We start from the raw sequence: 19,917 nt of genomic DNA, 5'->3' as shown, positions 1-19,917 counted from the left end.
CTATTACCCATTAAGGGCGACAAGATTAACACGATGCCAATGCAAAATAACCTTAAATTCTCAAAAATTGGATGGAAAAGGAACGAAATACCTTAAAATTCGGATCAACTCAAATAACGGCAACATCTTTATGGACTAAAGTGATCTTTTTCGTCAGCCATCAGATCATAAACCTCGCTTTCATGATAGAAGAATGAAGTGAGTCACTGAACCTAGATGCATTTTCCTGCATCGTGAACCCATTGCTTGTGTAGAAATAAAACGTATGACATTGAATAAACAGCAACTTACATTGAACTGTGACATGGGTGAGAGCTTTGGCTCTTGGATTATGGGGGCAGACGAAGATGTTATGCCTCATGTTGATATGGCAAACATCGCGTGCGGTTTTCATGCTTCCGATCCTAATGTCATGCACGACACTATCACTCTCGCCAACGACAACGATGTTGATATTGGAGCACACCCGGGCTACGCCGACCTCCAAGGCTTCGGCAGGCGCAGTATAAACATGACGGGTGATGAAATTACTAACATGGTTATATACCAAGTAGGCGCTTTACAGGCACTTTGTCGGGCTCAATACACAGATATCAGCTATATAAAGCCTCATGGCGCGTTATACAACGACATGATGAAAAGTGATGCGATATTTAGAGCAGTCGTAAAGGCGGCAGCTTTATTCAAAGTGCCGTTAATGATTTTAGCGTCACAGGAAAACGAAAAATACTTAGAAATCGCAGATGACTATGACGTTCCCTTGCTGTTTGAAGCATTTGCAGACCGCTTGTATCAAGATGACGGATTACTTACACCTAGGACACAGCCTGATGCCGTGTTAAAGAATGAGCATGCGATACTTGAGCAAGTCCGTACGTTAGCAGACTCTGGGCGTGTCAAAACCGCTTCTGGCGGCTACATTTTACTGGAAGCCGATACGATTTGTGTTCATGGTGACAATGAAGAGTCGATCGCGCTGATCCAAAAGATCCGTCAAAGCCTATACGCGGGAGGAAATTAATGCATAAAGAGAAATTTAGTATCTCTTTGATCTCTGAGTGCAGTATTTTCATTAAGTTTGACGAGAATATCTCTGAAAATGCGGTCGGAGAACTTGCTCGAAACATCAAAGACACTCTAGCGTCAATCATTATGAACGTAGTCCCATCCTATCAAACCATCCTGATTGATTACTTGCCTTTTCGAATCAATGAAAAAGATTTAGTGCATAAACTGCATCAAATGATCCGTCAGTTTGATACTCAATCGCTCAGCCTTGCTCAACCTAACCACATCACTATTCCCGTATACTACTCCGAAGAAACCGCGCTAGATTTGTCCCGCTTTCAAGATCGTGGACTATCATTAGACGCGCTCATTTCTTTACATACTCAGGCCGAGTATGCGGTTTCAGCGATTGGTTTTGCTCCAGGTTTTGCATTCCTCTCCGATGTCGATACTCAATTACATATGCCAAGGTTAGCTACACCAAGAACGCGAGTACCAGCCGGAAGCGTGGGAATCGCAGACTCTAAAACGGCCGTCTATCCATCAGATAGTCCTGGCGGATGGAACATTATCGGTAGAAGCCCGCTTCCCCTTTTCTCTGATACGCCACCTTTTATACCGTTTGAAGTAGGTGACAAGGTCACGTTTAATGCCATTTCCAAACAAAAGTTTATCGAGTTAGGAGGTGTTCTATGAGTTACGCTGGATTGCTGGTGGAAAAGTCAGGGCCACTTTCTTTGATTCAAGACTTTGGTCGTTTTGGCTTAGCGCATATTGGCGTGACTCAAGGTGGCCCCGTAGATGATTACGCCTACAGTTGGGCAAACCATTTACTTGGTAACGTAGTCAATTGTGCAGCGATTGAAATTACTTTGGGTAACGCTTGCTTTGTCGCACTACATAACTGCCATCTTGCAATATGTGGTGGTGATTTGAATGCAAAAGTAGATGGTGAGCCTATCTCAAATTGGTCTGACTTTACGTTGAAGAAGGGGCAGAAGCTGCAGTTCGGAGTCGCAAAAAATGGACTTCGATCCTATCTTGCGGTTAAAGGTGGATTCGATATTGCTCAGCACTTAGGAAGTGCCTCTACAGTCACGAGAGAATCTCTTGGTGGTTATGACTCAAATGGTGGCGCTTTAAAAGCAGGCGATATTCTTCCCTTTTTTCCTCATAACTTACCGAAACACAAACCAAGGCTGATGACGTTTCGCTTTAAGCCGGATTACAACTTACCCATTAAGCTGAGAGTGATTGAAGGCTATCAAAATGAGGACTTTGATGAAGACACTCGCCAAGCCTTTTATAGCAACGCATTCACCATATCCCCTGATTCAAATCGAATGGGCTATCGTCTTGAGGGAAACAAAATCAAACCGCCTTACGAAGGCGTACTGTCGGAAGGAATTGCGCTAGGATCGATTCAAGTTCCTAACGATGGTAATCCCATTGTGTTGCTCAACGATCACCAAACCATCGGTGGCTATCCTAAGTTTGGCTGTGTAGCACGTATTGACCTGCCAAGGTTGGCACAGGCGAAACCCGGGCAAAAAGTGAATTTTGTGAAAGGAGATAGACAAGGCTTGCAAGAAGTATGGTGCCAATGGGCTCAGTTTTTTGGATATTAATACAACCTCTGAGCCCATACGTAACTGTTATGCCGGCATCCCATAACGCTTTGCTAACGCTTGCGGATAGTCTCGCTCTTGCGTGAGTTTAATCGCGTACTGCTCAATTTCTTGTTCAGACCAATGCACAGCGACAGGATGTTGGGATTCCACATTTTGGTTAGGTTCAATATCAAACCAGAACTGAAGCATTTTTTGCGCTGCGAGTAGTGTTGATGACGCTTTTACCACTTCTATCCGCGCGTAATGGTTGTCTTCAAAGGTCACATCGGCTGCCCTGAGTACCGGATCCGTTCCAGGAATTTGCTGGGCACCAAACAGGGCTTTTCCCCCTTTGATAGCAGAGTGATAGTCGGGAATGAACTGCGCCATGTGTTTGATAGCATTATTGGTTCGTTCTTCTAAGACTTCTTCTCGCCAACCGTTACGTATCTTTGAGAGTAAAGGAACTGGCAGTTCGGGCTGAGCTGAGGACGGCGTACTCTCAACTAAGCCATCTTCAAATAGCGTAATGCCTTTCGTCATGCCGTGAAGCTGAAAATAACCATCACCATAGGGGGTCAGTTGAGCCATTCCTTTATCAGTTCCACGCGGTCCATGGAAAATAACTTCTGGCCACAGTTGTTGGCAGTCTGCCCACTTGGTTACATAAGCGGCTTTAAACTCAACTAACCTATCACGCTTGGCACCGATGGTATTGTCAATGGATCCTGTTTCAAAACCACATGCATTGACCAAGTAGTCACATGTCATAAGATAATCAATGCCATCTCGTTCGTAACCAAGTTGCCAGTGATTACCCATCCAGTCCGCTTGTTTGAGCGTTGCTTGTGTGCATACTGAGGCGTTTGGCAGAGCGTTCAACGTTAAGTTGGCAATTGCGGCAAGGCGAAAAACACTCCAGCCATATTCCTGAACCGCCACAACTGGGTACTTTAGCGCTTCTAGATCAGCATGTTGAGCAAAAGGAATACACCACTCATCAAAGGTTGCAGGGTGACTTGGTTGAGTGCGTTGTGCGAGTGCTTCTAGATCCTCTTTTGAATACAATTTGTAGTATTCGCTTGGCTCACCAAGCACTTTGTTGCTTTGATCTTTATCAACGAGCGTTTGATAAGCATTTTTCACCACCTCTAGTCGAGGAATCAGTGCGGATGGATCTCCACCATCAGAATAAGGGACTGCAATGATCGTCGGGCGAATATTCAGTGAAAGCGGATATAGGCGAACGGTATCAATGGATTGTGCTAACAAATCTAAACATTGTTGCTCAGAAATCTCTCGATATAAGTTGCCACCTGCATGTAAATGGCAAATGGGCGGACCATTTACCAGTGATACGCCCTTCTCTATTACGGAAACTTTAAAACCCAGCTCCGCAAAATGAATTGCTGCTGTTGCACCTGCGACACCGCCACCAACAACAGCGATGTGCTTATCTTTGTAATTTGGAAACTCAGACTTCATTGCTTCACTAAAAATTTTATAAGGAAAATTCTTTACTAACGGTGGATTCTACTCGTGTTTGGGCTTGATTAAAATCACAAAAAGTTCATGGGTTTGCGAAATATCCAACTGCGCCTTTATGGTGCGTTAAAGTAGAAAAAAATTGCAAAAAAAGTACTTGACGACATGGTTAGGAAGACACTTTTTTATGCCTATGTGAATAACAATTTCACTGTAAGACCCATGGCGCAAAGCCTGCAGAAACACCCCACTTTTTACCCCATTTAGTTATCCCAAAAGTTATCCACTGTTTTTGTGGATAACTAAAATAAAAGTGTCATGGAGTGTTCCGCATTTAATAACATTTGCAGTGATTAAGTGTTTACTGGCGTTAACAATCTTTTCAACAAACTCATTACGACAAGTGCCAACGTAACAAATGTTGCCAGTGGTAAAGCTATCCACAATTCGGGGTGAATTTGTGCGTTTAGGTCGAAGCCATATATCATTACCGCGGCAACACAAACTTCGGCAGCGAATACCGCGACACCGCTAGCTATCAACGCCATAATGCCGTATTCGGCCCACAGAGTTGTATTGATCCGTTTTTTACTTGAACCTAATGTGCGATACAAACGGATCTCCTGCTGACGTTGGGATAAGCTTAATCTCAATAGCGTAAAGATAAGTAGCAACCCCGCAACCACGCCTAAAAGAGCAAGAATAGTGATTGCCGATACGATTTGTTGAATCAAATCCTGGATTTTTTCGCCCATGGTACGAATATCTAAAACAGATACCGTTGGGTGAGATCGAGACATAGACGTTAATAGTGCTTCGTTCCCTTCATCAATTCTATAACTGATGAGGTAAGAACCCGGTAGATTAGCCATAACGTCGGATGAGAAAATAAAGTAAAAGTTAGGCTTCATATCACGCCATTCAACATAACGAATGGTATCTACTACCGCATCGTAGTTCTGGCTATTAATAACAAAGCGCAGTTTGTCACCAAGTTCGATGCCCAAGTCATTTGCTACATCGGCTTCTACAGAGACACTCCCTTTATTTGTCCATTCACCCGCAAGCACATCATTATACTCTGGCAGGCTGTTTCCCCACGTAAGGTTCAATTCACGACGTATTGCGTCAGAGCCTTCTCCTTCGTATTCAATCTCTTTGACGTTTTGACCATTAATCTCTGTCAATCGACCACGAATAATTGGATAAGCTTGTGACCGTGTAACCCCATTTTTATCTAAGGTTTCTAGGTAGCTATCGAGTTCGTAATCACCAATATTTAATGCAAAGACATTTGGTGCGTCTGCAGGTAAGGTTCTCTCCCAATCCGCGAGAATATCGCTGCGCACAAGCCAGATAATAGATAGCAGCATCAAAGACAACGCCAAAGCACCAAACTGCAGGCCACTGGTTACTGGCGTGCGGTTGATACGACTCAACGCAAGCTTCATGGCAGGTTGTGTTGAAATACGCGCAAACAATTTTGTGAGTGCGACGCTCACTGCAGCAAGCACAACAAAAAGTACTGCAATACCAATAAGAACAATCCAAACTAAGGTGTTATCAGCATAAAGCAAAAGTAATGGAACAACGGGGACTAGAACGAGCAACATTCGCTTCCAAGAACGTTGTGCTTTGCCCTGCTGTAGCACTTCTAAGGCTGGAGTTTTAATCAAACCCAACAATGGTATGCCAAGGGCAGGAACGGTGATCAGGACCGCTGAGATAAACGACACCAAATATGGAGTGACGCCGTAACTAGGTAATGGCTCGGGTAATAAGTCTTTGAGTGGAATGCGCAACAAGTACTCCAGCCCACTCCCCAACAATAACCCAACGACACTGGCGCTAATGAGCAGGATTGTGACTTGAATAAACAGCCATTTTTCAATCCATCGTCGACTTGCGCCAAGGCTTTTTAGCATCGCAATGGTTTGTGTTCGACTATTCACATAGTTTTGGCAAGTAAGAACCAATGTTGTCGCCGCCATAATGATGACAATCGCTACGGTCAACGACAGATACTGCGTCGTACGTTCAAAAACCTCATTGCTACGACTGGCAGTATCTTGCGTGCGCCAGCGATCACTAGGAGAAAGAACAGTATCTTCTTGCAGGCCTTTTAGCGTTTTATCATCGGCTTGTAGAAACAGACGGTATTGAACTCGACTCCCGACTTGAATTGCTCCTGTTTTCTCAACGTCTTTTTGATGGATGTATGCAGAAGGCATTTGCTGAAATGGGTTAAAGCTTAATCCAGGTTCCATCAGCACTGCACCTGAAACCGTAAAATCGGCATCGCCTATAGTGACGCTGTCACCCGGCTTGACGTCTAGTTGAGCCATAATCCGCTCATCAAGCCAGAGTTGGTTCTCTTTAACGCGACCGGATGGGTTGTTGTCTAGTACCAGTTCTCCCATTAAAGGGTAATTGTCGTCCACTGCCCTTACAGAAATCAACTGCATACCATTGTCGCTAAATGCCATCGTGGCAAATCGTGTCATCGTTGAACGTTCTAGGTTTTCAGTCGAGGTTAACAACGTGTCAGGTATAGGATTAGCAGACACAAACACCGCATCCGCTGTCAATGCATCCTTCCCCTGTTTGACGATCACCTGCTCCATTCGCTCCGCTAATGCAGAAAGCGCAAAGATGCTCGCAATCACAAGAATAAGAGCAACGCTAATAGGCCAAAGGTTCCCCTGTCTTATTTCGCCGAAACTCCAACGTATTAGGCTTTTGTTTGACGAGTGTTTTATTGCACTGCTTCTTTCTGTCGATGTTGCTTCGCTTGATGATACTGCAGACATTACACCTCCTCCTTAAGCTCACCCGCCTCCATACGATAAATACGGTCACATCGACTTGCTAGATGACCATCGTGTGTAACTAATATCAGCGTTGTTCCATGCTGCTCATTAAGATCGAATAGCAGCTCAATCACTTTGTCTGCGGTTTGATGGTCAAGATTGCCGGTAGGCTCGTCTGCGAACAACAGTTCAGGCTGTGTCATAAAGGCACGTGCTAGCGCGACACGTTGTTGTTCACCACCAGATAATTGACTTGGAAGATGATCGATACGTTTTTCCAATCCAACAGCGGTTAATAATTCGGCGGCTCTTGCTTCGTCTTCGGCTTCACCACGTAAAAGACAAGGAAGCGTGACATTGCGTAATGCACTCAAGCTCGGGATTAATAAGAAACTTTGGAAAACAAAACCTAGAGAGTCAGCGCGAATTTTTGCGCGAGCTTCATCGTCAAGTTTTGATAACTCATGACCTAACAAGGTAATTTCACCTGATGTTGGTGTATCAAGGCCAGCTAACAACGTCATCAACGTTGACTTACCCGCACCGGAAGTACCGACGATGGCGATTTTTTCTCCTTTCCTGATGTCAACATTTACATCTTTGAGGATTGTTAATTGCTCTTGATTAGTAGAGACTTGTTTAGAAACCAAATTGGCTTGAACAATAGGTGCATTAAGTACAGGTGTTTGCATGATTCGTATACTTTCCTTAGTTCTATTTTTTTGTTTTTCCGCTACTGCACATGCGAGCGAAAAGCTACTTGTCTTAGGTGATAGCCTGAGCGCGGGCTATCAGATGCCGATCGAAAAGAGTTGGCCTAGCTTACTCCCTGATGCGTTGTCAGAACATGGTCAAGATGTAACAGTTATTAATGCCAGCATTTCTGGCGATACCACAGGCAACGGCTTAGCTCGATTACCACAGCTGCTAACCCAGCACAGCCCTGATATGGTGCTCATTGAGTTAGGTGCCAACGATGGCCTAAGAGGTTTCCCTCCTAAACTTATTACGTCGAATCTCTCAAAAATGATTACCATGATAAAAGATTCAGGTGCGGACGTTGTCATGATGCAAATTCGAGTGCCACCTAATTATGGTAAGCGCTATAGCGATATGTTTTACGATATCTACCCTAAGCTTGCACAACATCAACAAGTTACCTTGATGCCATTCTTCTTGGAGCATGTGGTCATCAAACCCGAGTGGATGATGGATGATGGCTTTCACCCAAAGCCTGATGCACAGCCTTGGATTGCTGACTTTGTTGCTCAAGAATTAATTAAACATCTCTAATTTTAATGGTCTAGCTCAATAAGTTTTACTTAACTTTACGTTAATCTATTTTCAATTCCACTCATCGAGGATAGATAACAACATGCGAATAGACCCTTTAATTCAAGGTGTTGTTGCTCGCTCTGCTCACCCATACGGGTGTCATGCATCCATTAAAGAGCAAATTGAATACGTAAAACACGCCCCGCAGATCAAAAGCGGTCCAAAACGGGTTTTGATTATTGGTGCTTCCTCTGGTTTCGGGTTAGCGGCTCGTATTGCCCTCACCTTCGGAGGTGCTAAAGCTGATACCATTGGTGTCTCCTTCGAGCGCGGGCCTTCAGACAAAGGCGTTGGAAGTGCGGGTTGGTATAACAACATCTTTTTTAAACAAGAAGCAAATCACGCGGGGCGTACCGCCATCAATATTGTTGGTGACGCATTCTCTGACTCTGTCCGCAATCAAGTGATTGAAGCCATTGAAACGTACTTTGAAGGTGAAGTTGATTTAGTCATCTATAGCTTAGCAACGGGTGTTCGACCTAAACCAGAGTCTGATGAGTTTTGGCGCAGTGTCATTAAGCCTATTGGTGAGTCTGTCACTGGCGCTTCAATTATGCTGGAGAACGATCAGTGGGTTGAAACCACTTTAACTCCCGCAACAGAGGAAGAGGCCGAAGCCACTATCAAAGTGATGGGCGGTGAAGACTGGGAAAGCTGGATTGATACACTGATTAATAACGACTCGATTGCACAAGGCTGCAAAACCATCGCGTTTTCTTACATGGGACCAGACGTTACGCACCCTATCTATCTCGATGGTACGTTAGGTCGAGCGAAAATCGATTTACACCAAACAAGTCACTCGTTGAATCTAAAACTTGCCAACTTTGACGGCGGTGCTTACGCAACAGTGTGTAAGGCGCTGGTGACGAAAGCCAGTGTGTTCATTCCTGCGCTAAGTCCCTACCTTTTAGCACTGTATCGAGTGATGAAGGAAAAAGGTACTCACGAACGTTGTATTGAACAAATGCAGCGACTGTTTACCACTAAATTGTACGATCAAGATAAAGTGCCTGTTGACGGCGAACGCTTAATCCGAATAGACGACTTAGAGCTTGACCCGCAAGTACAACAAGAAGTCCATGCTCTTTTAGAGCAAATGAACGCGAATAACTTTAAAGAGATTGGTGATTACCAAGGCTTTAAAGATGAGTTTATGAAGCTAAATGGCTTTAACTTTGAAGACGTCGACTATTCGCAAGACATTTCTATTGAGTCGCTAAAATCGCTTAAACCTTAATGCTTGTTATCTGTTTCAAGTATGAGATATGTGATAACTATTCCTAGTCCTGAACACTTTTCAGGACTTTTTTTGTATCAAGCCCCAGCCACCCTATACTTAATTAAAAACCGAGAACAAGATAGAGCAGTCTACATTTTAAATTCACAGGAAGTGAAACCACGTAAAGGATGACCTATATGGGGAGATTGCAAACATTAGATTATGAAATCCCTGAGTCTATGCAAAAAAGTTGGCAGGAAATCGTCAACTTACTGGCTCAAATAACGCACGTACCCACCACATTAATCATGCGTATCCATCCAGATCGTATTGAAGTCAACACATCCAGTGAAACTCAAGGTAACCCCTATCGTACCGGCGATGCTGAACTACTCGGCAACGGTTTGTACTGTGAGCATGTCATTGAGCATAAGAGCGAACTCATGGTTCCTAATGCGCTCGAGGATGAAGAATGGTGCAATAACCCTGACATCAAACTAGGCATGATATCTTATTGCGGTTTACCGTTATTCTGGCCAAACGGAGAGACGTTTGGAACTATCTGCATGCTTGATTCCAAGAAGAATGAATACAGCGACACTTACCGCCAATTGCTCGGAACTTTCAAAGACTCAATCGAAGCGCAGCTCTCCGTCGTGTATCAGCAACACAAACTCCAGCGTCTTAATAATGAACTCAAAAATAGAGTTGAGAACCGTACTACGGACTTAGCGCAGTTGAGTTACTCCCTAACAAAAGAGATTGATCGTCGTAAGGCCGCAGAAAAACAAGTGAGCTACCAAAAAACACACGATCAGGGAACCGGATTCTTAAACCGCGCAGCACTTGAAAGAGTTGTCGGAGAAACGCTCGGAACGTTGGATCATAGCCAGCAATCACTGCTCGTGATAAACATTGGCTTTAGTAATGCTCGCAGTATCCAAACCCGGTATGGCTTTGAGGCCTTTGACGAGATATTAAAGGAATTTCGGTATCGCCTTGGTAAACGAGAATCGAGTTATTTTGTTACCGGGAGGCCGAGCTCGAATGACCTTGTATTACTCATTTGGGGCAACGATATTGATATGAAATTGCGTAAGCTACTGGATGATATCACCAATATTGGCTTGGGAAGCTTTTATATAAAAGACACAGAGGTTCACCTCAACTCTTATATTGGTGTTGTACAAGCCCACCAAACCAGCAATGCCAAACAACTTCTTCAAAATGCATGCTATGCCATGCTGCTGTGTAAAGAGTCTGGCGAAGCGTATAGTTATTTTTGTGAAAGTCATTCGAATGAGCTAAACAACCACAATCAATTGGAAAGCTACTTATTGCAAGCGGTAAGAAATGACGACCTGATGCTGTACTTTCAGCCCAAAGTTCATCCCCATACTCACAAATGGATTGGCGCAGAAGCATTGCTGCGCTGGAGACACCCAATACTGGGAGACGTCTCTAACGAAGCATTAATACATATGGCCGAACAAAACGGACTTATTTTTGAAGTTGGCTCTTTTGTTCTTCGTACCGCGATAGACAAAGCTAAACAGTGGTCGGAGTTAATTGATAATTTTAAAATTGCCGTTAACGTATCTCCAATTCAATTACAAAACGTGAACTTTGCGGAGCAAGTGCAACACCTACTCGAATCCTTTCACTTACCAGCACATTTTCTCGAACTCGAGGTGACCGAGAGCGCTTTAATTGCCGATGAAATCGTAGCACGCACAACGCTAAACAAATTGCACGAACTAGGTGTGACGTTGTCACTAGATGACTTCGGTACAGGGTACGCCTCTTTCAGCTATTTGAAGAAATACCCATTTGATGCCATCAAGATTGATAAGAGCTTTGTCCAGCAAATGGAAAAGTCGGACGATGATCGTGCGATCATTTGCTCTATCATACACATAGCTAAAAAACTGGACCTCCAAGTGGTTATTGAGGGCATTGAATCCCCCCAACAAGAGCAGTTTCTTATTGGTGAGGGTTGTGATATTGGGCAAGGCTTTCTCTATGGTAAACCGATGCCTTGTAATGAATTTGAGCAAAGTTTGTTTAATCAGCGTCTTTCAGGCGGACAATACGCCTACTCTTCCTAAGCATTCTCTTTACTAAGGTGTCGGTGGTTTCTATAATCGCCGCCCGCTTCTATTAAAAGGCCAATATCTTCATGGATCAGTTGACTGCCACGCTTAAGAAAATTGAAAAGCAGAACTACCGCGCTTATCAGCAAATCAAAGGTCAATACGACTTCACTGATTTCACTTTGTTCATCGATCACGTACAAGGAGATCCGTATGCTTCAGCGTCACGTTTTCGTGCAACTCGCGCCTGGTCCTTGACTGGTCTGGAATGGTTAAAAGACGAGTCCCCTGCTTTTCAACGAGCAGCACGTGATTTTATTGCGCGAAGTTTTGAGCAGTTTGCTAAACAAGAAAACTCCGTATCCATTTCATTGAATGGCCAAACTGTGTTGGATAGCACCGCAGTATTGTTTACCGAGGAAAGTATTGAACTGCGTTTTCGAGTTAACTTGCCTGCTGAAGGTCGTTCAGTGTTGGGGAAAAAGCCAACAACATACTGACTTTCCATTTGCCTAAGTTTATCCGTCGAGCGACCTTAGAACGTGAACTCGACAAAGCAGCATTGATTGAGCATTGCCAAGTTGTTGAAGACCAAGATGCCCTGCGTGCACAGTTAGAAGTCAATAACCTAGTTGCGTTTGTCGCAAATGGCAGCATTCTTCCTCGAATTGCTGGCAACTGTGATCTCCCAATGAAAGAGGCGGTTGAGTTCAAAGCCCCGGAATCGCTGCAAGTGACTTTACATGCGCCAAACAAAGGCCATGTCACGGGATTAGGGATTCCAAAGGGCATTACTCTTATCGTAGGTGGCGGTTTCCACGGTAAATCTACCTTACTGAATGCGATTGAGCGTTCGATTTACGATCATATTCCAGGAGATGGTCGTGAATACATCGTAGCTGATGACAAAGCAATGAAGATCCGCGCCGAAGATGGTCGATGCGTGCATCATTTGAACCTGTCGAATTACATCAACCATTTGCCAATGGGTAAAGATACTGCGGATTTTTCGACTCAAGATGCATCAGGCTCAACATCACAAGCCGCTTGGCTTCAAGAGTCTATTGAAGCGGGTGCGAGCACGTTATTGATTGATGAAGACACCTCTGCGACGAACTTCATGATTCGAGATGAACGTATGCAGGCATTGGTGGCAAAAGGTGATGAACCAATTACTCCTCTTGTCGATCGCATTGGTCAATTGCGAGATGATCTCGATATCTCTACCATTATCGTTATGGGTGGTTCAGGCGACTACTTAGACGTTGCCGACACAGTCATTCAGATGCACGACTACCAAGCGGTTGATGTGACAGAAAAAGCGAAAGAAGTGATCGCTCAGCACCCTACTCAACGTCATAACGAATCGGAAGAACGTTTACAAACCTTCCCGCCTCGCGCCCTGAATCGCGTTGCTTTGATGAATATTCTCACTGACGGTAAATTCCGTGTGAATGCGAAAGGCAAAGAGTCACTTCGATTTGGCAAAGAGTTTACTGACCTTAGCGCTTTGGAACAGATTGAGTCCGCTGATGAAGTCAACACGATTGGCTGGTTATGGTTCCAAATCGCTCAGCTTCCAGGCTGGTGTAATCATCCAGCGAAAGAAATTGAAGAAATGCTGTCTGGTGAGTGGCATGCATCGCTTCCTAAGCAAGGGGACTTAGCCAAACCACGCACACTAGACGTAATGGCTGCGCTTAATCGCATGAGAAAATCTCAGTTTAAGCCTTCATGCTAGTTTTGATACGCTGATTGAGACAATCCAATGAAAAAAGGCAGTTAATAGTTAGCTGCCTTCCTTTATCTTTATTCATACCGAATCATTCGTTTCTCAGTACATTCCACGCTTCACAAAGAATTCTAAACCTTTCTGCATCACCATTTTCTCGATCAGGATGCCAACGAAGCGCGAGTTTTCGCCACTGCTTTCTAATTTCTGCGGGTGTTGCATCAGGGTTAAGCTCAAACAGTGAGAGTGCTTTTGTTTTATCCACGCCGACTGTAGACGAACCACCAATGAATTTTTGATAAGTGGTCCAAAATTCATTCAACAATCGACGCACTTCATCTTCGTCCGCTTCGTAGTTGCGCCAATCCAGATAATATTCACGCAAAGGGTCGTTAATATCAACGATATGCCTCGAAGCTTCTAACGAAGACATCAGCTGGATATTCATCGCTTCAACTTGCAGCCAGGCATCTGGGTAAAGCGTTTCTTGCAGTTGGTACAGCGCGTTCATGATTAAGAAATTTCGTTTGAATAAATCCTTATCAGGAGAATCATCCAATTTCGAAATGTAGCCCTGTTCACTCAACTTGCTTGCTAAGGTGTGAACTTTCCAATCGGAAGGCTGCTTTCTAAGAATTTCTAGCATTGGCCAAAGCAACGGGTTTTCTATTGCATGAGTCTCAATACTACTGACCGTGCGTTGTCCTTCCATTCATCCTCTCTGTTTTTAATATTGAAGCATCACACTAATCTCAGAGAAGGCTGCTCATCTGTACTGGTAAAAATGCTTGCTGACGCGTATTTCAGGCCTAATTTCTGTGGCACCGAATGAAGCGTGGGTATCATTTTGTACCATAAACAACAAAAGGCCGATAGTCATCAACCATCGGCCTTTGTAAGGAGATCACGTAAAGGTTAAATAACCCCTAGTTCACGTAAACGTTCCATAAGGTAGCTATGTGCGGTGTAGCGCTCAGACAAAACCACTTCTGGCTTTGGATGCAAGAACAACGGCAATGAAATACGCGACTTTTCTTGACGGCCACCCGTTGGGTTGATTACACGGTGAGTCGTTGAAGGAAAGTAACCGCCCGACGCTTCTTGAAGCATATCACCAATGTTGATAATTAAGTTACCAAAGTCACAGGGTACATCAATCCAATCACCTTCTTTGCTCTTTACTTGCAGTCCAGGCTCATTAGCGGCTGGCAGAACCGTTAGCAGGTTAATGTCTTCATGCGCGGCAGCACGGATAGCGCCTGGCTCTTCTTCCCCTGTCATTGGTGGGTAGTGAAGAACGCGTAGTAATGTTTTGTCGCTGTTATTGATCATTTCTGACAACGCGATAGAAAACTTCTCTTGAACGTCCTTAGGTGCGTACGCTTCAACCCAGCCTAATAGCTCCTGAGCAAATGCATTCGCCCGCTCATAGTACTCTAAGATTTCAGCTTTAAGTTGCTCTGGGATCTGGCCCCAAGGGTAAACATGAAAGTACTCTTTGATGTCTTTCACTTTGTGCCCTTTCGCTACTTCAGACACAGAAGGTGGGAAGTAGCCATCTTGGGTGTCTACGTTAAAGTGAAAATCATTCTTTTGATCTGAACAGAAAAACTCATGCCAGTTTTTGTAAATTGACTCTACAAGCTCTTGTGGAATCGGGTGGTTTTTCAACACACCGAACCCTGTTTCGCGCAGAGAGGTAACGAACTGTTGAGCAGCATCGTCAGCAAGATAATCGACAGTTTCCAGTTTCATGGCTTTACTTCTTTTTTATTAGACTGAATCACGGATTCTATGGATGGGCATGTTGTAAATCAAACTTTAATGAAAAGTGCACGCGCAAACGTTTTAATGTTGAGCAGTTTGGCAATAAATCAACATTTTCAGTGATCAAAAACACCATCAAAATAACAATTGCACACCGTTCAATTAAGTGTAATCATTACCCAAGTCTATGGAGTCCCACTGTAAGATAAATTGAAGGATCAAGTAACTCTATGAAAAGCACCTCGACACTCTTAGGATTGACGATTTTTTATGCCATCGTGTTTTTATTTTCTGCGTTAGAACCTAACTCACGTGCCGTTTGGTTTGCGGAGATTATTCCAGCAATTGGTATTCTTGTTGCTATTTGGACAATTTCGATTCGCTATCAATTCAGTAATACGGCTTACTTTTTAATGTTCATCTGGCTCTGTTTGCACACTATCGGAGCGAAATATACGTTTTCCGAAGTACCATTTGACTGGTTTAACGACATGATTGGTTCAGATAGAAACAACTTTGATCGCGTTGCGCACTTTTCGATTGGCCTTTATGCGTATCCGATAGCTGAATACTTGATACACAAGAACAAGTTCAACAAAACGTTCTCTTGCTGGTTTGCTTTGTTTGCGATCATGTCGCTTGCAGCAGGCTATGAGATTATCGAATGGTGGTATGCAGAATTGGCTGGCGGCGATGAAGGAATCGCCTTTCTGGGCTCGCAAGGTGACATATGGGACGCCCAGAAAGATATGTTGTGCGACACCGTCGGTGCAGCGTTGTCGCTGTTTTTAATGTCGGCTCAGCGTCGATTTTCTCAGCCACTCTAAATAAGGGTTAAACCCATCAACAATTGGAACCTGTACGATCTGTGCTACTTCATATTCGTGCAGGTTTTCTATTTTCTCTTCCACCAATTCATAGAGCTCTCGGCGAGTTTTGATCACCAGCAACCATTCGTTGTCAGTACAAATCTCCCCTTTCCACACATAGTGACTTTCAATAGGCATCGTTTGAATACACGCGGCTAATTGGGCATCTAGCAAACCTTTAATGATCTGATCTCGATTTTTTTCGTTGCTGGTTGTGCTTAACACCATGCAGTAGTCATGTTTTATACTCATTTTCTAGCCCTTCATTATTTCATTGTCACTTTGCCGCCAATCATTTTGTAAGCGGGCGTTCCTCTCACTAGGGTATCTCTTGCAAACTCTTGCCCGCAACTGGGACAGGTGCATGGAGTTTGTGTGAAATCGTCAACAATGCGCTCTTTGAAGCACTTGACCAGTGCGCCTTTTCCGCCTTTACGGTACTTGAATAGTTGAGTTTTACACTTTGAGCAATAGATATCGACGGTTTTCGTCGGCTGTTTCTTATTCGGTTTCGCCATGATTCATTTCTATATCAGGTTTTACCCATACGTTATTAAAGTCAAACCAACCTAAGGCATTACACTTTGCATTTTGTAAGGCGCCGCTGTGGTCTTTATTGACACCCAACCAGCAGTGAAACATCGGAATCACCTGACAACTTTTTACCAACTGACGTCCTAACTCACGTGCAGGGAAGTCTGGATAAACACCAGCACGCCACTGATCAACGAGCTTCGCCCATTCGCTAAAATCGTAACCAGAACTGAATTTCTCAATATCACTGTAATCCAGAAGCCAACCAGCCAACGCGTCATTTCGATTCGTTGCAATACCCATGGCTTTCACCCAAATATCCACTTCCTCCGGTGCGGGCGGTTGAGAATCATAACGAATAAACTCGACCTCTATACCGTGCGGTTTTAAGAGTGTCTTGATGGCCTTGGCAACTACTGGAAACATCGGATGCTTTTTCTGATACGCTACGGAAATCACCTTATCAGCCTGCGGCACGCTGCCCGCCTCTGCTGGCCTAAGATCAATCCAACCTGGCTTAAGGCCAAAGGCTTGCAATACACCCAATTCCATCACTTTATCTTGAGGAACATGCGCGTAAATCTGGTGACTGTTGAGAGTTTGTGATAGAAATTCTGCCCAGCGTGGGTCTTTTGCAATCCCGGTGTTTTTGTTTAGTAATAGAAATGTACAGCCAGGATCAAGCTCGACCTCATCAGATGAACCTTGTTTATCCATCTTTGGCTTAGACAAGCTTGGATAGACCATTGAAGAGTACGCTTCATCAATTACCCACACCTCAACTTGGTCCAGCAAGGGACGAAAGCCAAAGTAGCCATCAAAAGCAGTCAAAATGAGACGCTTATCATCATTCATTTTAACTTGGAACGGCCCAGTCCCTATCGGTTGTCTATCGAAGTTTTCTGAACGCAAAGCGCTTGGTAGCAAAATTTTTGCTTGCGACTCACTCAGCGCCAAAGGCAGGTAGCGATCAGGACGGACGAGTTCAATATCGACGGTCCATTCCTGTGGTGAAGATACCTTTTTTATATGAGAAAACAGGTTCAGGCTACTTAGTGCAAGCACACTTTCAAGTACACAACTGGTTGATAACGGTTCACCATTATGAAAACGCACCCCACGACGAAGATAAAAACGCCAGTGTGTATCAGAAATGGCTTCCCATGTGTGGGCTAAATCTGGCTGAAGTTGTTCATTTTCATCAAGACGAGTGAGCCCGCTAAAAATTTGTCGGGCGATGTGCTGTTCAGAACGCCGCATCGGTTTCTGTGGGTTTAACATCGCCAATGGTCGGTAATATGGCAAACGTACCACCTGTTCGCCCTGCCGATGCTGAAGCCCTAAATAACCCTGAATAACCTGCGTTAATCGAGCCGCGTCGTTATCAAGCGCATCTAGAGCCTGGCCAATTTTCCCTTCGTCGAGATAACGTCTGGCGAGGTTTTCACTGACATCGCTACGGTTACGTTTGAAAACGAGTTTTGAGAGTTTTCCTCGACCCGCCGCTGGATGCCATTCAATCCAGCCCTCCTCTTCTAATTTATTGAGAACAATACGGGCATTGCGACGTGTACAAAACAGCGCTTCGGTAATGTCTTCTAGCTGAACGTCCGTATCGTGACCGGCGAATTTTTCAAACAGTGTTTCGAACTGAACACGTAAACGAGGGCTACTCATAAAGAGGAAATTCTTATCTTATTGTTGATAAGCTAAGTTTCCTCATTTTTATCAAAAAGTGCAAACGTCACGCAGTAAATTATTGAATATCGATGCCAATTTCTCGTGCAAGATCGGCCAGTTGTTCCTCATTATCCAGCTTGATAGACCATTTACACTCTGCACCATGAGATAAAACAACGTTCGCTCCTCTACCCAGTAACTGGATAGAATCGGTTTGCGCTTGTAAGGTTACCATTGCACTGCCGGAGAGCTTAATCACGATTTCACGCTGGGTAGCAATGATTTTTCCTAATGAAAACTCAATCACCATCTTGCTTTATACCGACTTCGTTTTATGTTGCTTCACTGCGATAGTTAAGCGACTGGTACACACTAATCGGCCTCGTTCATCAGTTATGTCGATTTGCCACACTTGTGTTGAAACGCCAAGGTGTACGGGTTTTGCCGTACCAATCACATGACCACTTCGCATTGCACGTACATGGTTCGCGTTGATATCCAAACCGACACAGTAACTCCCCTCATCAACAGAGAAATTCGCAGCTAAAGAGCCTAATGTTTCTGCGAGTACAACAGAAGCGCCACCATGAAGCATTCCTAAAGGTTGATGAGTAAAACTACATACAGGCATGGTTGCTGTAAGGGAGTCATCCGTGAAATCTGTGTATTCAATTTGTAGATGCTCGATCAGGGTATTTTTTGATGTAGCATTCAGAATCTCTATGCTAACGGGCTTTTTCCATATACTCATTGTTTTACTCTTAATTTCACAAATTGGTTTGTCGGATTGTAACGATTTATTAGAGAGCTAGCATAGACTTTACTTAGGTCTAACTTCAAGGTGTAACATCTTGGCCTCCTTGCCAGTTGATGAATAATTTGATCCATGCATCGTGTTACTATTTGGGTATATACTATTGCTTCAAAACAAAAATAATTTAGATGGAGCCTATTATGAAGGTATGGATGAAAGCCTCTGCTCTTTTAACTATCGCGGGCTTAACGGCATGTAGCGCATCACCGACTGGCCGTAACCAGATCCTGATGTTTTCAGATCAAGAAATGTCATCGCTTGGCGCCAAATCTTTCGAACAAATGAAGAAAGATATCCCAATCAGCAAAGATCGCAAAACGAATGCCTACGTACAATGCGTTGCCAAACACATCACAGACACCATTCCTGCACAAGCTGGATTTAAAGATTGGGAGGTGGTTGTTTTTGATAGTGAACAAGTCAATGCGTTTGCTCTACCTGGTGGGAAGATCGGCGTTTACACCGGGCTTTTAGGTGTCGCGAAAAACCAAGATCAGTTGGCAACAGTCATTGGTCACGAAGTGGCTCACGTCCTTGCTGACCACAGTAATGAACGCCTTTCACAAAGCCAGTTAGCAAATGCGGGATTGTCTCTGGCAAACGTTGCTATAGGAGCTTCCGAGTACAAACAGTATCAGCAAATGACGATGGCGGCACTTGGTGTCGGTGTCCAATACGGTGTTATTTTACCATACGGTCGTACACAGGAATCCGAGGCTGATATTGTCGGGCTTGAGTTTATGGCAAAAGCAGGCTTCGACCCACGTCAAAGTGTCGATTTATGGAAAAATATGAGTGCTGCATCCGGCGGTTCTCAACCGCCTGAATTCTTCTCAACTCACCCATCGCACAGTACGCGTATTAAAGATTTACAAGCAACCATAAATAAGTTGCCTGCGTATAACACGAAAGCGCCAAAATGTGGCTAAACTTCTGCTACCAGTGTCTATTTTTTGCA

18 protein-coding genes and 1 pseudogene are annotated in these 19,917 nt (G+C 44.1%); 9 read left to right on the top strand and 10 right to left on the bottom strand.

Annotated features, from left to right (window positions below):
* The first annotated feature begins 265 nt into the window (after nt 1–265).
* The 3 genes from P4S59_RS20850 to P4S59_RS20840 are packed head-to-tail and all read left to right on the top strand — an operon-like array spanning nt 266 to nt 2,636.
* Nucleotides 266–1,021 (top strand): 5-oxoprolinase subunit PxpA, encoded by a 756-nt coding sequence (locus P4S59_RS20850; RefSeq protein ID WP_074190669.1) that lies wholly within the window; start codon nt 266–268, stop codon nt 1,019–1,021.
* Nucleotides 1,021–1,704 carry a 5-oxoprolinase subunit B family protein gene (locus P4S59_RS20845; RefSeq protein ID WP_301612825.1) on the top strand — a complete coding sequence of 228 codons (684 nt, stop codon included), beginning with the start codon at nt 1,021–1,023 and terminating at the stop codon, nt 1,702–1,704. The genes P4S59_RS20850 and P4S59_RS20845 overlap by 1 nt, the downstream gene beginning before the upstream one ends.
* Nucleotides 1,701–2,636 carry a biotin-dependent carboxyltransferase family protein gene (locus P4S59_RS20840; protein ID WP_225461091.1) on the top strand — a complete coding sequence of 312 codons (936 nt, stop codon included), beginning with the start codon at nt 1,701–1,703 and terminating at the stop codon, nt 2,634–2,636. The genes P4S59_RS20845 and P4S59_RS20840 overlap by 4 nt, the downstream gene beginning before the upstream one ends.
* A gap of 27 nt (nt 2,637–2,663) precedes the next feature.
* On the opposite strand, the gene P4S59_RS20835 is transcribed toward P4S59_RS20840, so the two are convergent.
* From P4S59_RS20835 to P4S59_RS20825, 3 genes are all read right to left on the bottom strand, one after another.
* Entirely contained in the window at nt 2,664–4,103 is a 1,440-nt protein-coding gene (locus P4S59_RS20835) for an FAD-dependent oxidoreductase (protein ID WP_337168985.1), read from the bottom strand.
* Nucleotides 4,104–4,456: 353 nt separating this feature from the next.
* Nucleotides 4,457–6,913: an ABC transporter permease gene (locus tag P4S59_RS20830; protein ID WP_337168984.1), complete on the bottom strand. Its 2,457-nt coding sequence runs from the start codon at nt 6,911–6,913 to the stop codon at nt 4,457–4,459.
* Complete coding sequence (locus P4S59_RS20825; protein ID WP_258623361.1) at nt 6,913–7,605, bottom strand: ABC transporter ATP-binding protein; 693 nt, start codon at nt 7,603–7,605, stop codon at nt 6,913–6,915. The genes P4S59_RS20830 and P4S59_RS20825 overlap by 1 nt, the downstream gene beginning before the upstream one ends.
* Between P4S59_RS20825 and tesA the strand changes: the two genes are divergently transcribed.
* The 4 genes and pseudogenes from tesA to P4S59_RS20805 all read left to right on the top strand — a co-directional run bounded on the left by tesA (nt 7,604) and on the right by P4S59_RS20805 (nt 13,304).
* The gene (tesA, locus tag P4S59_RS20820) at nt 7,604–8,206 is read left to right on the top strand and encodes a multifunctional acyl-CoA thioesterase I/protease I/lysophospholipase L1 (protein ID WP_337168983.1); all 603 of its coding nucleotides are present in this window, start codon (nt 7,604–7,606) and stop codon (nt 8,204–8,206) included. The two genes, P4S59_RS20825 and tesA, sit on opposite strands and share 2 nt — an antisense overlap.
* Before the next feature lie 82 nt (nt 8,207–8,288).
* On the top strand, nt 8,289–9,488 hold the full coding sequence (gene fabV / locus P4S59_RS20815; RefSeq protein ID WP_182033675.1) for an enoyl-ACP reductase FabV: 1,200 nt from the start codon (nt 8,289–8,291) through the stop codon (nt 9,486–9,488).
* 179 nt (nt 9,489–9,667) lie between these two features.
* On the top strand, nt 9,668–11,578 hold the full coding sequence (locus P4S59_RS20810; RefSeq protein WP_337168982.1) for a bifunctional diguanylate cyclase/phosphodiesterase: 1,911 nt from the start codon (nt 9,668–9,670) through the stop codon (nt 11,576–11,578).
* A 71-nt stretch (nt 11,579–11,649) separates the two neighbouring features.
* Nucleotides 11,650–13,304 (top strand): annotated as a pseudogene (locus tag P4S59_RS20805) (P-loop domain-containing protein).
* An 82-nt stretch (nt 13,305–13,386) separates the two neighbouring features.
* Here the strand turns inward: P4S59_RS20805 and P4S59_RS20800 are convergent.
* On the bottom strand, nt 13,387–14,007 hold the full coding sequence (locus P4S59_RS20800; RefSeq protein WP_337168981.1) for a DNA-J related domain-containing protein: 621 nt from the start codon (nt 14,005–14,007) through the stop codon (nt 13,387–13,389).
* A 203-nt stretch (nt 14,008–14,210) separates the two neighbouring features.
* Nucleotides 14,211–15,050 (bottom strand): isopenicillin N synthase family dioxygenase, encoded by an 840-nt coding sequence (locus P4S59_RS20795; RefSeq protein ID WP_005376329.1) that lies wholly within the window; start codon nt 15,048–15,050, stop codon nt 14,211–14,213.
* 242 nt (nt 15,051–15,292) lie between these two features.
* On the opposite strand from P4S59_RS20795, the gene P4S59_RS20790 reads away from it, so the two are divergent.
* Nucleotides 15,293–15,889, top strand: a complete 597-nt coding sequence (locus P4S59_RS20790) for a DUF2238 domain-containing protein (RefSeq protein WP_301657113.1) — start codon at nt 15,293–15,295, stop codon at nt 15,887–15,889.
* On the opposite strand, the gene cutA is transcribed toward P4S59_RS20790, so the two are convergent.
* The 5 genes from cutA to P4S59_RS20765 all read right to left on the bottom strand — a co-directional run bounded on the left by cutA (nt 15,851) and on the right by P4S59_RS20765 (nt 18,896).
* Nucleotides 15,851–16,183, bottom strand: coding sequence for a divalent-cation tolerance protein CutA (cutA, locus tag P4S59_RS20785; protein ID WP_041853070.1), 333 nt, complete (start codon nt 16,181–16,183; stop codon nt 15,851–15,853). The genes P4S59_RS20790 and cutA overlap by 39 nt on opposite strands.
* Nucleotides 16,184–16,197: 14 nt before the next feature.
* A complete protein-coding gene (locus P4S59_RS20780) occupies nt 16,198–16,449 on the bottom strand; it encodes a hypothetical protein (protein ID WP_012842304.1) in 252 nt (83 codons plus the stop codon).
* Nucleotides 16,433–18,142: an SgrR family transcriptional regulator gene (locus P4S59_RS20775; RefSeq protein WP_012842305.1), complete on the bottom strand. Its 1,710-nt coding sequence runs from the start codon at nt 18,140–18,142 to the stop codon at nt 16,433–16,435. The genes P4S59_RS20780 and P4S59_RS20775 overlap by 17 nt, the downstream gene beginning before the upstream one ends.
* Nucleotides 18,143–18,221: 79 nt before the next feature.
* Nucleotides 18,222–18,455 carry a DUF3389 domain-containing protein gene (locus P4S59_RS20770; protein ID WP_005395503.1) on the bottom strand — a complete coding sequence of 78 codons (234 nt, stop codon included), beginning with the start codon at nt 18,453–18,455 and terminating at the stop codon, nt 18,222–18,224.
* Nucleotides 18,456–18,461: 6 nt separating this feature from the next.
* Entirely contained in the window at nt 18,462–18,896 is a 435-nt protein-coding gene (locus P4S59_RS20765; protein WP_012842307.1) for a hotdog fold thioesterase, read from the bottom strand.
* Between the two features lie 203 nt (nt 18,897–19,099).
* On the opposite strand from P4S59_RS20765, the gene P4S59_RS20760 reads away from it, so the two are divergent.
* Entirely contained in the window at nt 19,100–19,888 is a 789-nt protein-coding gene (locus P4S59_RS20760) for a M48 family metallopeptidase (protein ID WP_237285079.1), read from the top strand.
* The last annotated feature ends 29 nt before the right edge of the window (nt 19,889–19,917 follow it).

Source organism: Vibrio sp. M60_M70, from assembly GCF_037162085.1.
GTDB lineage: Bacteria > Pseudomonadota > Gammaproteobacteria > Enterobacterales > Vibrionaceae > Vibrio > Vibrio diabolicus.
Note: the sequence above shows the minus strand (reverse complement) of the source record. Positions and strands in the feature narration are given on the sequence as shown.